The following is a 13,095-nucleotide window of genomic DNA, read 5'->3' as shown; positions in this document are numbered from 1 at the left end:
ATAAAAAAGAAGTCGACCCTCTCGTTGGTCGGCTTCTAATTGTTCTATTGCGCGGTCAGGATTTGTGGTCCTTCAGCGGTGATGGCGATCGTATGCTCGTATTGGGCGGCGAGCTTGCGGTCCAGCGTCCGGGCGGTCCAGCCGTCCTGATCAATTGTCATGTTGTAGGTGCCTTCAGTGATCATGGGCTCGATCGTGAATACCATGCCTTCCTTGATGCGGGGGCCTTTGCCGGGCTTGCCGACATGCATATAGGTCGGCTCCTCGTGAAGGTCACGACCGATGCCATGAGCGAGAAGGTCGCGCACGACACCGAAGTTGTTCGATTCGGCATGCCGCTGGATTGCGCTCGTCACGTCTCCGAGCCGATTGCCGGGCTGTGCCTGCGCGATGCCGAGGTCAAGGCACTCCTTCGTGACGCGCATCAGCTTCTCAGCCGTCGGTGAGATCTTCCCGACCGCATAGCTCCAGGCTGAATCGCCGAGCCAGCCGTCGAGCTCCGCTACCGTGTCGATCGTCACGATATCGCCTTCCTCAAGTGGCTTATTTGTAGGGAAGCCATGTGCAATTACGTCGTTGACGGAGGCACAGGTTGCATATTGATAGCCATTGTAGCCCTTCGTATAGGGTTTGGCGCCGTGCTTCAAAATAATATCTTCGAATATGCGCTCAATCTCGTTCGTTGTGATGCCCGGTTTGATGAGCGGAGCAATTGTGCGATGGCATTCGGCCACAACCTGGCATGCCTTGCGGATGGCTTCGATTTCATACTTGCTTTTTAAGATAACCATGTTTGTTTCAGGACTCCTTTGTAATGGCTTGCATCGCGAGTTGGGCGATTCGATCGACGTCCAGCTCGGAATTGTTCGCATAGTAGTGCAGCCCGCAGCAGCCGACCAACACGGCAAGCATAAGGTTGATGCTGTCGTCTTCGCGTTGGATAGTCGATTGGAGTGGAACATACAGTCTTTCCATGAATCGTCTCTTGGCAGGGTGCCGATCTTTCTCTGGCAAGCCTGTAAAATGCTCCGCTGCCATTTTGTAGACGAGATATGCGCGGGCATCTGACTGCCACAACTGGAGTAGCATCTTGCAATACGTTAACAACTGCCTGTTGTCAGGGGTGTCCCGGCTGATGTTCGCCCATTGAGTCAGGGTTTGCTCACATCGCTCGAAGCCGCTGCTCAGCACATCTTCTATTAGTAAATACCGGTTGGGGTAATAATGGTATACCGTGCCATAACCGAGACCAGCCTCGCGGGCGACGTCGCGAATATCAAAGCTTCCGCCTGTACGGAAGTAGGTGCGCGCGGCGAAGTCCAGGATTTGTTCCCTGCGCTGCATGCGTATGAGCTCATTTTGTTCTTTGGTACGGGGGCACATGGGCGCGTTAACCTCCTTTTTTATAGACCTGCAAATTTGTCAATATAAAGAGTGTAACGCATGAGGCGGAGAAATGCAATTGTTTGTTGGCGTTCGATGAAAACAACAAGGACACCATCATTGCGTCGTTAAAACGAAAGATGAAGAAGCTCGAAAAAGAAAATAAAAAGTTGCGAGAACAACTTAAGTTTTCCTATGCGGAGGTCTATCAAAGGATTTGAGGGAATGACTGTTAGCTTATTCAGCTAACGGGCAGCTTAGTTTAAGATCATTCTCGGTGAACTGTATCATAAATAGGGGCAAGTTTAACCCTTGAAACCAGTGAGCTAGGATCAATTTCGTTTCGAGTTAATGTAAATAATAGCCGTTATTTTAAAATATGCGACAAGAATTGCATTTAAGGAAACATTATTGTATGATTTTGGTGTGTTAAAAATTGGAAAATTCAATCGTCATTGTGTGGACAGTACGGAAACTACTTCAGCAGTTAATTATGGCGTAACCAAAGTTTCTTATACTCATTAACTAAGGAGAAGCAGCCTTGCGTAAGAAGAAATATGTTAGCATTGCCTCAATTACATTGATTGTGATTATGGTCGTTCTATTCTTCAGTATGAAAAATGTTCTTTTCGACGGCTCTTCTAACAAATCAGAGGAACAGGCCGCCACAACAACCAGTGAGATGATTAACGAGACAGAGAAACCAGCTGCCACAATAACGAATAAGGGAACCAATGAAAAGAAGAGCGTAACCGCGATGGAGGCACTGCGCCTTGGGTACTTAGAGGCGAAGAAGCTGACGGAAGAAGAGCCGTTACTTATTAACATAACAAGCACGGATGACACTTCTGTTTCCCAGGAACGAACCGATGGTTCGGATGGAACAAGAGATGCTTGGAATCTCGAATTTGGCAGCAAGAAAGGGAATGTTTTTATTTATATCAAGATCGATAATGGAATGGCCATTAAGACTGATGTGAAAAAGCACGATAAGAATTTACTTGTAAAAGGACAGTATGCGATATCTGATATTCAAATCGATTCTTCCGATGCAGTTAAACAAGCTGTTGAGAGACTGGGGATGAAACCAGGAAATCCTGCTATAGCAGATGACTGGATCAAGGGGTATCATTTTACTATCAGCGGGTATAATACTGATCCTAACTCCTCCAAAACACGTCTGCTGCTAAGAGTTATGGGTATCTCGCCGAATTCTCCTAATCGTGAGAATGACAGTTTGAGAATGAGCGCTTTCTTTGATGTCAAAACAGGCGAATTGATGAGCGCTACCGAGATGACAGGCTTCGACAAGGAAGGGAATACCATGTGGAAGAATAGTGAGCTTAAATACTGATGACGGCATAAATAAATGAAGAAGGAAGATATTTTCATAAAAATACAACATATTACCAAATAAAGAGTTATTATTGATGGAACTTACCGTGCGTTACTGCTCATGAGCAGACGCATGGTAAGTTTGTTTTTGTGTAAAGGCGTTATTAACTGTCTACTTGGTAAAGACTATCGCATCACTCAAGTTTATTGAAACTGGAAATATCCATTCTTCCAGGTGATGTATATGCTGTGTATATTCTTTAGTCCCCTGAACGGCGGTTAGGGCAATTGGAACCTAGCGGATCAAAGAAAGAGCATTCTTCTGCAAAGGATGGCCCAAAAAATTACCGTTACAAACAGCGCGGTGAACTGTATCACAAGTTGTGGTAAAGTAGAATGTTGAGTTGAGCTAAGAGCAGCAATGTTAAAAATTGCAGATTGTTGTTAAGTTACGAGAGTCGACACACATTGAATGCTACGTTAGGATTGAAAGGCTGCAAGATTGATGAATAAAGGGATGCAGGCGATTCGCAAAGCAAATAATTTTGAGCGATCCTAATAAAAGATGAGGTATATGTGATGCCAAAAAACGATAATATGCTGGCAATCCTATGGATGCTGAATTCGGGTGTTAAAATGACCGCAAAACAAATATCCGAAAAGTTAGAAATAAATATAAGGACAGTCTATCGGTATATTGATGCGCTAAGTGCCAGTGGAGTGCCTATAATATCGGACACTGGTCATAATGGCGGGTATAGCTTACTGAATAATTTTATCAGAGCACCTCTGCTATTTGATATTGAAGAAAAAAAAGCACTTCTTCATGCTGCTGTTTTTGCAAAAGAAGCGGGATACCCTTTGAGTGAGGCTTTAGGTAATGCGACATCCAAATTGAAAATGTATTCGAATCAGGAACAGGAAAGTGTTCTCAGCCATCATTTAGCCGGATTTGAAGTTATAAACCGTAGGGGAGACCCTTCTATTCAGCCAGTATTGGCGGAATTGGAGCAAGCTGTAGCAAACGAATTCTCTGTAGAAATTGATTATCACACACGCCGTGATGATCAACCCAAGACTAGGGTGATAGATCCCTATGGAATGGTGTACTGGAACAATAAATGGTATATTGTTGCATTTTGCCACCTGAGAAATGAGATCCGCAGCTTTCGGATAGAACGGATTTTACAAATCAAGCGGACTCAAAACATATTTAAACGTTCCGAAGCTTTTTTGGCTCGGGAATTTTTTTTGCGAAATCTATTACCTGATATAGTCGGCAAGGACGGGTTAATTGCTTTAATTATCGAAGGTAGGTCAGAGGCGTTGGATGACTTATGCCTGCATTGGTTTTTGGGGCATCATCTGAAAGAGCGTACATCAAATCAAGCAATCTTTTTACTTGAGGAAAAATCAATTCATACCTATGTTCCTAATTTTCTCTTATCCTACGGGAAATCCATTCAAGTAATCGAACCACAGAGTTTGAAGGAAAAACTTGTTGGTGTTGTGTCGGAGTTAATGGAATATTATCAACTTTAAAAACTTCACTGACAGCGGATGTCAGTGAAGTCATTTTATAATGATGATAATCATTGATTACCTGGTTGGTATCACTTGATGAATTGTAAAATAGGGAGAACTTGCAAATGAATAATACGGTATATCTTTATGTGTTTGACACAATGGCAGACTGGGAAATAGGTTACTTAACTGCCGAACTGAACTCGGGAAGATATTATAAAAAGGGGCTGGCCCCATCAAAAATAGTTACCGTGGGAATTGATAAGACTCCAGTAACTACAATGGGCGGATTAAAAATATTACCTGACATCAAATTGGATGATTGCAGTATTGAAAGATCCGATCTATTGATTTTACCCGGTGGAGATACATGGACAGAAACCATTCACCACCCCCTCTTAAAAATCGCTGAAAGGTGTTTAAGGGAAGGTATATGGGTTGCAGCGATTTGTGGTGCTACAATGGGACTTGCCCAGACAGGATTACTGAATTCACTTGGGCATACAAGCAATGATCTGGAATACCTTAAAATGATCTGTCCCACTTATACAGGAGAAAAGCATTATAAAATGGAGTCTGCTGTAACTGATGGAAAACTGATCACCGCATCTGGAATAGCTCCGTTGGAATTTTCTGCACACATCTTGAAAGCTTTGGATGTGTTTTCTCCAAAAACATTAGACGCCTGGTATAGCCTTTATAAGACTAGTGATTCTAAATATTACTATGAGTTGATGAATTCAATACAATAAAAGATATGGGAGTGTCAGGTAAATATACAAGAATGGAACACCCAACGACTTTACATCTATTACCCCATATATAACAGTGTGTTATATATGGGTAAGGACAAGATGCCGTATGAGTAACAATGCGATTTAAAATATTCGTTCCACAGAAATCCTAACGGAGTACGATAGTTAAGCATAAAGGGTTCCACATATTAGTCATGACTAATATGTGGAACCCTTTATTATATCTGACTTTCCTAAATCTAGATCTTGATAAATTGAAAAATAAAGTTGTAGACTGCACGTTGGCGTTAAGTTGTCTAAGAATACATTTGGATAAAGTGGGAGATATTACTGAAAACTTCTCCAGATGGGCGGTTATTATGAAAAAAATACTGATATCATTTTTGGCGATACTTATTTTTTCCACTGTTACAGTAGAGGCTGCGCCTGAATACGCAAAATGGGGCAAAATTGCAGTAGAGGAAACACAAAAACGATACAATGCAGTCATAATTGATTATAAGCACATTGGTCGTACTGAACTAACACCTAAAAAGTCTGAAGAGAAATTCAAACTATGGATTAGAAGCAAAGCAGGTAACGAGTTTGGAGTTTTTGTATCGATCCAATTTGACCCGCTAACTGATACAATCCAATCGATTCAGTTTTCCGAAACTAATCGTTAGATTTAATAAATCTCGCGATTACGCTAATGGGGCACGATAGCACAATGACAACAGGCTGCCGAGATCATAGGCAGCCTGTTCAGCTAACTTATCCTCTAATTGAACTATCTTAATCCCAAGGATGAAATCCCTCCAAAATGCTGTGAAATAACAGCTTTTTATGAACAAAAACTAAGCATAGCGTACCAAAAAGGACTGAATTTACTACTTTATTCTACAATTTCAACATATGAAAAATTCACAATAGAAAACTCAAAACCTATTCCTCTCCCTAGCTACTATCCACTAATTCTACAAATTCTACGCCCATACAAACAAAAACCATGAAAAAGGATATCTACACCAACCCTTATGTTTAAACAAGCTTTTTTTCTATTTTTATTGCTAATTCCATAGCTTGTAAGGCATAGTCTAACTCGATTATTGATGTAGAACCCTCCTCTAAGCATTGGAGAGCATGCGTAATACTCTTTTCAAAAGGATTAGCTTGTTCTAACAAAAGTTGCTGTTTACCTGCAGAGGTATATTCAATTAATGATCCTTCAACCGTGCCGTTCATGTCGTCACTTTCTTGATAGACTAGCTTTCCTTGTTCAAAATAAGCCTCATACCCTACGGAAAAAGGATAACCAGTTGGCATTTGTGAGGATACAACGATCTCTGCGGAGACATTCGTTTTCTGAAAATGGGTACGCACTAAAGCTTGTTCACTTCGTCCACCATCGGTTCCCCACACAAAGTATTCTTCTAACGATCCAAGCAGCCACGTTACAAAATCAAGTTCGTGAATCATCAGATTTGTGGAGATAGAATGAAGTCCGAGATCCCCCCAGAGAGGAGACGTTTCTCTTTTTAAGGTGAAGGCTAAAAGCTTTCCATATTTCTCATTAGAAGTGGTTTCGTATAAATATTTGTACGCAGGATCAAATTTAATAAATTGGTTCACGAGAATTCGTCTGCCATACAATTGTTCTGCTTCCTTCATCGCAAGGGCATCTTCAATGGTAAAGCATACGGGGGTTTCACAGAATACATGTTTTCCATGCTTAAGCGCCTCAACGGCATACTGTCTATGTAAAGTCACGGGCAGACAGATATCGATCACATCAATCGTGGTATCAAGCATGATATCCTCTATATTTGTGGTAATCTCAACGCCTAACGTTTGTTTTAAATTTTGCAGCTTAGCTTCATTTCTACCATAAACAATAACTTTGTCTACACGCTCATTTTTCGTCAATAATTCTGCATGATAAGCTCCGAACCCTGTTCCTAATACGGCAATTTTCATATGTTTCAGCTCCCTTTATGTAATGAACTAATCATAACCTGTTATTGTTGACAACATCATGGCAAGAATTTTGAAGTATACTAGATAAAAAAGAAAAGCTCGGAGGTTCTCATGCGCTTGCATCGTTTGATTGCTATTTTATTATTAGTGGAATCGAGAGGGAAAATGAAGGCCAATGAACTAGCTCAAGCCTTGGAGACCTCTGTACGTTCAATCTATAGAGATATTGATGTGCTAGCTGAAGCTGGAATTCCTTTGTTGTCTATGTCGGGGCCCAATGGTGGCATCTCCTTAATGGAGGGATACACAGTTAACCTGAAGCAGTTACATGGTGAAGATGTAATCAATCTATATTTAACAGGTATGGGCATCTATTCTGGGGGACATTCTGAATCGGGTCTTAAGCTGAAAACGACGCTGTTGAAATTAGAAAAAACATTGCCCGCATCCTACCAACCTGACATTCAGAAAGCGCAAAAACGCTTTTATTTCGATGACACACCTTGGTGGACAGAACGAATAGAAATTCCCTGTCTGGAATCTATTCGGACAGCCGTTTGGCGATCTCAGAAACTACAGATTGCGTACCAAAAGGTTAGCGGAGAAATATCATGCAGGAAATTACAGCCCTATGGTCTTGTGGTGAAAAAAGAGGAATGGTATCTTATAGCCTACTGTGAAGAAGCTAAGCACATCCGCACATTTAAATGTGAGCGAATTGCCTCTACGCAGCTTGTGGAAGAAGAGTACTCTATACCTATGGATTTTTCATTAGAAGAGCACTGGAAGCAGCAGGGACAGGTTTTTAAGCAAGCTTGTAAAGAGGAAGAGGTCTATCCTGTTGTGATTAGAGCCGATAAGAGAACAAGGTCTTCTTTATCTCAGCTAGAGGTCATGGAAATGAGAGAAGAAGGGGATGCATTCATTTTAAAGGTGAATATGTTTGGTTATGAAAGTGCATGTGCTAATATCTGGAGCATAATAGGACATTCCGAAATCATTGAGCCCTTAGAGCTAAGGCAATATGTGAAAGGCCAGTTGAGTTTTCTGCAGGGAATATATGATTAACCGTTTTTTCTATGTAAAAGAGACCGTAGCTATTGCATATTCTGCAAAGATACGGTCCCGATTTTCTGATAAATGAATTAATTCATATAGTTAGTTAACATAATAATGATTATGTTAACTAAGGTGAGTATGATCCAGTAAATGACATATTTAATTAGATAAGTTATCCTTTTATTGCTCTAGTTTCAACACCAAGTGTTAATTTCTCTCTGGCAACAAGTCTTTTGTGCGCTACGAGAAGAAAAGGAAGACCAAAAGCTGTTGTTAAAGCCAACGGTACGAAGATCGCAAGGCCATTCTGAGCGCCATAATGGTCTAACAACACCCCGCCGAAGATAGGTGCCATAACACTCCCTAAATTATTAAAGCCAATCGTACCAAAGTACGTCCCTTTCATTTCAGGTTTGGCAATCCGATCGATCAACATATCCATCATCGTAAAGAGTAAGACTTCCCCTATAGTGAACAGAACTACACTGATCATTAATAGAGCCACACCACCTGCAAGCCCCACTAAGAGAAGACTAAGTGCAACGCAGATATTCCCAAGGATTAAAGGGACAATCGGCGGGAATTTACTTGCCGTTCGTACAATGGGATACTGCACTACTAACACGGTTATAGCATTCAGTGACAACATATAGGAGAATAATTGCCCACCATTGGTGAAATGCGTATTCATCGCTAAATATTGAGCCATTGTTGAGCCGAAGTGACCGTATCCTAATACACAAAAGATGGTACCCAGGAGTACAGGTAGGAACACACGGTCTTTACCGGTGATTGTCAAAGCTTCGAGTAAACGTGGTGCTTGAGCTTGTGTACGGGCGGGCATGCTTGAACGATGTGCCTTAAATTGCATGAATAATACAATTCCATATGCAACATATACGATTCCTGCGATTAGAAAAGGAAAAGTTGATTCCGCAGAGCCAAGCTGTAGCCCAATGATTGGACCAAATACTACACCAAGATTAATTGCTGCATATCTAAGATTAAAGACAAGCAGCTTACTCTCGGGTGGTGTAATATCGGACAAAAGTGCCCGTGAAGTAGGCTCGAATACAGATCGACATAAGCCGTTCAAGGTGTTCACCAGGAAAAATACCCATAGATGTTGAGCCACTGAGAACCCGAAGAAGACGGCTGCCCAGCCAAATACCGAGATTAACATGACGATTTTACGGCCAACAATATCAGAAATATAACCGCCATAAAAACTGGCCAATACGCCTGCCAGCGAGCTAACCGCGACCGTAATCCCTGTTTGTGTCGGGGAAGCTCCGAGAACTTGGGTTAGATAGATGGATAAGAACGGGATGCTCATCGAGGTCACCAGACGTCCGAACATGGTGCCGATGATAATTGTCCAGGCTAGTGGGTGAATGTGCCTTAGATGCTGATTCATAATGATTACGATCTCCTAGTCTTATTGCTCTAATATTGTTGCTGCATATTCCTTGTTGATTTATGTATAATTATAATGATAAAAGGGGGAAGGAAAAGTGTAAGAATTACATTGACCATTTCACCTTTAAAGGAGTGAACCATTTGGACCAGATAAGTAATCATTTTTTATGTTTAGCAGCAGGCGTTACTAGTTCGTTCAAAGTGAATGAACCTGTTCCTGTGACGATAGATTTATTGGCTTCGATCCTGATTTGCACTCCACGTAATGTTAAATTCGTGCTGCGGAAACTGGAAGAGCAGGAATATATTCAATGGCAGCCGGGGAGAGGCAGGGGGCATATCTCTCAACTTACTTTTTTAAAAAGTATTGATGAGGTATTCGAGGATAGCTTTCAGGAGTTAGTCAGTAAAGGGAAGATAAAAGAAGCTATCGAATTGATGAGCAGCGATCAGGTGACCGGACCCTTAAAGGAACGATTATTAACGATGTTAAATAAACAGATGGGTTTCCGTAGTGAAGCAGAGTCAACCTCAGGGCTGGACGTCCTGCGGATTACCCGTAACCGGCATATGGAAGTGCTGGACCCTGCTTATGTATACACCGCTTTTGAATCCTATTTGCTGGGTCAAATCTATAGCACACTAGTTACTTATGACGCAACGACCGATACCTTTCTTCCTGGTTTGGCCCATATGTGGGAAGCTAATGAGGAGCATACAAGTTATATTTTTTACCTCCGCAAGGGGGTACGCTTTCATCACGGAAGAATCATGACCTCGAGAGATGTAAAAGAGACGCTGCAACGGCTTATCGACTTGAACAGCCCAGCGGTTAGCCTTTATAAGGATATCGAACGAGTAGAGGTTGAAGGAGATCATCGAATCCGGTTTGTGTTGTCACGTCCAAATCTCTTTTTTCTGCATCTGTTCAGTTGTATTCACATGTCCATTCTTCCTTATGATATAGACATCACTAGTGAAGTAAGCGGTACAGGTCCCTACCGTTTATTGGATCTGAATGAGGATGTTTTGGTGCTCGCAGCTTTTGATTTTTATTTTGGAATTCGGCCGCTCCTGGATCGTGTTGAGATTTGGTATTTGCCAAAAGAGGCTTCTAATGAACGCCAATACCAGCTGCCAGATCCTGAACATGGAGAGCTTTTACCTGATATCATCAGCAATCACAGTATAGATTACCCAGCCTTAGGCTGCAGATATATTCTGTTTAATTTTCATAGAGAGGGAATTCATCAGCAGCTATGGTTTCGCCAAGTGATCCGTATCCTTTACAGTCGAACGGCTTTAATAAAAGAATTGGGTGGCAATCGTATCACTCCAGCAGATAGCTTTTTGCCATGGGAGAGCAGTAAGAGAGAGCTTCTAGATCCAACTTTGGAACATGCCCGAGCGCTTTTAGCGGAAAATGGGTATCAGGGAGAAGTCATTACTTTAGCAACTAAGGATAAAAAAGAAGAACGAGAAGAAGCGTTATGGCTCCAAACACGCGCTGCCTCCGTAGGTTTGCAAATTGAGTTATATTTTTTCAATGAATTTAAGGCAGATCATATACAGACAACAGCCGAGATCCAGCTTGCTGAAGAGGTTTTAGAAGATGATTGGCAATGGGGAATGATTAACTACTTTAATAATAAATCTAATTATTTATTTTCTTTGCTTAGAGAGGACCAGATTTCATTGTTTTCGAAGGTATTAGGTCCTTTCACAGAATCTCCAAAGGGTGAACGGGTGAAACTGCTGAATCAAGCGGAGGGGATTCTTCGAGACAATTATTGGGTGCTGCATGGCTGTCATATGAATAAAAAAGCTCAGCTAAATCAAAGCCTGTTTGGTCTGCACACCGGTTCCTTCGGGTTTCTGGACATCTCTAAGTTATGGATTAAAACTAGGCTTTAAGGTTTTCTTTTGTTATACTTTCCAGGGAGGCTGTATCGATAGAATCGAATGGCGCTCTAGATGGATCAGATTTATGAATAGTAATTTATTTGTAGCCATGGAGGTGAACTCGTTGGATTTTGCTCAGATCCGTATGGACCGAGACAAAAGAACGGTCGATACTTGACTCTTTTTTTGCCATTCGGACCTGTTTAGCGGATAAGCTAAGCGGTCTTTTTATTTGTTAAAAATTAGGTGAAAAAAGGGGAGACTTACATGCGTTTTCTATTCGTGGGTGCAGGAGCTATTGGTGGTTATTTTGGAGGACGTCTGGTTCAAAAAGGGGAAGATGTAACTTTTCTAGTCCGTTCTACTAAACAAAAGCAGTTAGAAGATGAGGGTCTGGCAATAAAAAGTGTGCATGGTGACTTTCAGACTCCCGTTCGGACGATTACATATGGGGAGAAGGCAGCGCCTTTTGACTGTATTATTATTGCAGTGAAGGCCTATCATTTGCCTCAGGTGATGATGGATCTTACCCCTTTCGTCGGTGAACAGACTATGATTCTCCCGCTCCTTAATGGGTATAAACATTTTGGTATTTTGCAGCAGCATTTTGGAGCAGAAAAGGTACTGGGTGGTCTTTGTTATATCGAGACAACGTTAGGTTCTAATGGAGCTATCCTACAAAGTAGTTCTTTTCATAGTATTGTGTTTGGTGAATGGGCGGGTGGGGAGTCAGAACGAACGCAGAAACTTCTCAGTCATTTGGATAAAGCAGGATTCACTGTGACGCTAAGCTCTGATATTCAGCACGAAGTGTGGCAGAAATATATATTCGTAGCTAGTTTAAGCGGGATTACAACTTTAATGGATAGCTCGGTTGGACCCATTTTAGCCTCATCTACAGCGCGTACTATTTATGAGCAGCTTCTAAATGAGATCGTGAGTATAGCGCAAAGTGCAGGTATGCCTGTTGGAGCAGATATGGTGACTGCTACGATGCAAAAAATGGATTCGGTGCTACCCGAATTTACTTCCTCTATGCATAGGGATATGCTAAAACATCTGCCAGTGGAAGCTGAGCATCTGCATGGTGCACTTTTGGCGATGGCTGTACCTGGTCAAGTTGTGTATCCCATTCTCGAAACCGTATATGCCCGTTTGAAAGTATACGAAAGCGTTAATGATATGAGATGATCTGTATAAAATTACTTTAAGGAGCTGGACGATTATGAAGGAACTGAATCAAAAGATAATGACATTTCTAATGTTCGAAGGAAAGGCTGAAGAAGCTATGAATTTCTATACTTCTTTATTTGAACACTCCGAAATCATCAGTATTAAACGTTATGGAGCAAATGAAGCAGGTCCTGAAGGGAGTGTCATGCAGGCTACTTTTTCATTACATGGACAAGTCTTTATGTGTATAGATAGCTACGTGAAGCATGGATTCACCTTTACTCCAGCGGTATCCTTATATGTGAATTGTGAAAGTGAAGCCGAAATTGACCGCGTCTATGCAGCATTATCCCAGGGTGGACAGGTGCTCATGCCACTAGGCGAATATCCATTCAGTTCGAAATTTGGCTGGGTAGCGGATCAATTTGGTGTGTCATGGCAATTAAATCTTTCGGGGAATGTGTAATCGATTGATGTGTTGCACGGTCAGATAATATTCTGTATCACAAGGGGCCGAGTTCGTCTGTAAATGACGAGTTCGGCCCCTTAGTGTTCAGGCAGCGGAAAGGTCTGAGGAATCTTCTGATTT

Annotated in this window: 12 protein-coding genes and 1 pseudogene; 9 read left to right on the top strand and 4 right to left on the bottom strand. The window is 41.8% G+C overall.

Going from position 1 to position 13,095, the window contains the following annotated elements; all coding sequences use genetic code 11:
* Positions 1–44: 44 nt before the first annotated feature.
* Together map and MKY14_RS07550 are read right to left on the bottom strand one after the other, a co-directional pair.
* Positions 45–791, bottom strand: coding sequence for a type I methionyl aminopeptidase (gene map / locus MKY14_RS07555; RefSeq protein WP_076277026.1), 747 nt, complete (start codon positions 789–791; stop codon positions 45–47).
* Between the two features lie 7 nt (positions 792–798).
* The gene (locus tag MKY14_RS07550) at positions 799–1,383 is read right to left on the bottom strand and encodes a TetR/AcrR family transcriptional regulator (RefSeq protein WP_340976158.1); all 585 of its coding nucleotides are present in this window, start codon (positions 1,381–1,383) and stop codon (positions 799–801) included.
* A gap of 95 nt (positions 1,384–1,478) precedes the next feature.
* Between MKY14_RS07550 and MKY14_RS07545 the strand changes: the two are divergent.
* The 5 genes and pseudogenes from MKY14_RS07545 to MKY14_RS07525 form a co-directional block, all read left to right on the top strand.
* Positions 1,479–1,604, top strand: a pseudogene (locus MKY14_RS07545) (DUF6262 family protein); the annotation flags it as partial.
* A gap of 320 nt (positions 1,605–1,924) precedes the next feature.
* Positions 1,925–2,737, top strand: coding sequence for a hypothetical protein (locus tag MKY14_RS07540; RefSeq protein ID WP_340976156.1), 813 nt, complete (start codon positions 1,925–1,927; stop codon positions 2,735–2,737).
* A 560-nt stretch (positions 2,738–3,297) separates the two neighbouring features.
* Complete coding sequence (locus MKY14_RS07535; protein WP_340976154.1) at positions 3,298–4,260, top strand: helix-turn-helix transcriptional regulator; 963 nt, start codon at positions 3,298–3,300, stop codon at positions 4,258–4,260.
* Between the two features lie 107 nt (positions 4,261–4,367).
* Positions 4,368–4,994: a type 1 glutamine amidotransferase family protein gene (locus tag MKY14_RS07530; protein WP_340976151.1), complete on the top strand. Its 627-nt coding sequence runs from the start codon at positions 4,368–4,370 to the stop codon at positions 4,992–4,994.
* 362 nt (positions 4,995–5,356) lie between these two features.
* Positions 5,357–5,662, top strand: a complete 306-nt coding sequence (locus tag MKY14_RS07525; RefSeq protein ID WP_076179956.1) for a DUF3889 domain-containing protein — start codon at positions 5,357–5,359, stop codon at positions 5,660–5,662.
* A gap of 355 nt (positions 5,663–6,017) precedes the next feature.
* On the opposite strand, the gene MKY14_RS07520 is transcribed toward MKY14_RS07525, so the two are convergent.
* Positions 6,018–6,953: a Gfo/Idh/MocA family protein gene (locus MKY14_RS07520; RefSeq protein WP_076279340.1), complete on the bottom strand. Its 936-nt coding sequence runs from the start codon at positions 6,951–6,953 to the stop codon at positions 6,018–6,020.
* A gap of 111 nt (positions 6,954–7,064) precedes the next feature.
* On the opposite strand from MKY14_RS07520, the gene MKY14_RS07515 reads away from it, so the two are divergent.
* Positions 7,065–8,021: a helix-turn-helix transcriptional regulator gene (locus MKY14_RS07515; RefSeq protein WP_340976147.1), complete on the top strand. Its 957-nt coding sequence runs from the start codon at positions 7,065–7,067 to the stop codon at positions 8,019–8,021.
* 163 nt (positions 8,022–8,184) lie between these two features.
* On the opposite strand, the gene MKY14_RS07510 is transcribed toward MKY14_RS07515, so the two are convergent.
* On the bottom strand, positions 8,185–9,429 hold the full coding sequence (locus tag MKY14_RS07510; RefSeq protein ID WP_076126732.1) for an MDR family MFS transporter: 1,245 nt from the start codon (positions 9,427–9,429) through the stop codon (positions 8,185–8,187).
* A 143-nt stretch (positions 9,430–9,572) separates the two neighbouring features.
* Between MKY14_RS07510 and MKY14_RS07505 the strand changes: the two genes are divergently transcribed.
* The 3 genes from MKY14_RS07505 to MKY14_RS07495 all read left to right on the top strand — a co-directional run bounded on the left by MKY14_RS07505 (position 9,573) and on the right by MKY14_RS07495 (position 12,972).
* Positions 9,573–11,345 (top strand): ABC transporter substrate-binding protein, encoded by a 1,773-nt coding sequence (locus MKY14_RS07505; RefSeq protein WP_340976143.1) that lies wholly within the window; start codon positions 9,573–9,575, stop codon positions 11,343–11,345.
* Positions 11,346–11,600: 255 nt separating this feature from the next.
* Positions 11,601–12,524: a ketopantoate reductase family protein gene (locus MKY14_RS07500; protein WP_340976140.1), complete on the top strand. Its 924-nt coding sequence runs from the start codon at positions 11,601–11,603 to the stop codon at positions 12,522–12,524.
* Between the two features lie 34 nt (positions 12,525–12,558).
* Positions 12,559–12,972, top strand: a complete 414-nt coding sequence (locus MKY14_RS07495) for a VOC family protein (RefSeq protein ID WP_339810127.1) — start codon at positions 12,559–12,561, stop codon at positions 12,970–12,972.
* Positions 12,973–13,095 lie beyond the last annotated feature (123 nt).

Origin of the sequence: Paenibacillus sp. FSL R5-0887 (assembly GCF_038002305.1) — a bacterium.
GTDB classification, from domain to species: Bacteria; Bacillota; Bacilli; order Paenibacillales; family Paenibacillaceae; genus Paenibacillus_AQ; species Paenibacillus_AQ odorifer.
This window is presented reverse-complemented; position numbering and strand designations above follow the sequence as displayed.

Bases quoted from the DNA above. Each gene is read 5' to 3' on its own strand.
- MKY14_RS07530 (WP_340976151.1), top strand. From the start codon at position 4,368: ATGAATAATACGGTATATCTTTATGTGTTTGACACAATGGCAGACTGG.
- MKY14_RS07550 (WP_340976158.1), bottom strand. From the start codon at position 1,383: ATGTGCCCCCGTACCAAAGAACAAAATGAGCTCATACGCATGCAGCGC.
- MKY14_RS07520 (WP_076279340.1), bottom strand. From the start codon at position 6,953: ATGAAAATTGCCGTATTAGGAACAGGGTTCGGAGCTTATCATGCAGAA.
- MKY14_RS07535 (WP_340976154.1), top strand. From the start codon at position 3,298: ATGCCAAAAAACGATAATATGCTGGCAATCCTATGGATGCTGAATTCG.
- MKY14_RS07495 (WP_339810127.1), top strand. From the start codon at position 12,559: ATGAAGGAACTGAATCAAAAGATAATGACATTTCTAATGTTCGAAGGA.
- MKY14_RS07500 (WP_340976140.1), top strand. From the start codon at position 11,601: ATGCGTTTTCTATTCGTGGGTGCAGGAGCTATTGGTGGTTATTTTGGA.
- MKY14_RS07525 (WP_076179956.1), top strand. From the start codon at position 5,357: ATGAAAAAAATACTGATATCATTTTTGGCGATACTTATTTTTTCCACT.
- MKY14_RS07515 (WP_340976147.1), top strand. From the start codon at position 7,065: ATGCGCTTGCATCGTTTGATTGCTATTTTATTATTAGTGGAATCGAGA.
- map (WP_076277026.1), bottom strand. From the start codon at position 791: ATGGTTATCTTAAAAAGCAAGTATGAAATCGAAGCCATCCGCAAGGCA.
- MKY14_RS07510 (WP_076126732.1), bottom strand. From the start codon at position 9,429: ATGAATCAGCATCTAAGGCACATTCACCCACTAGCCTGGACAATTATC.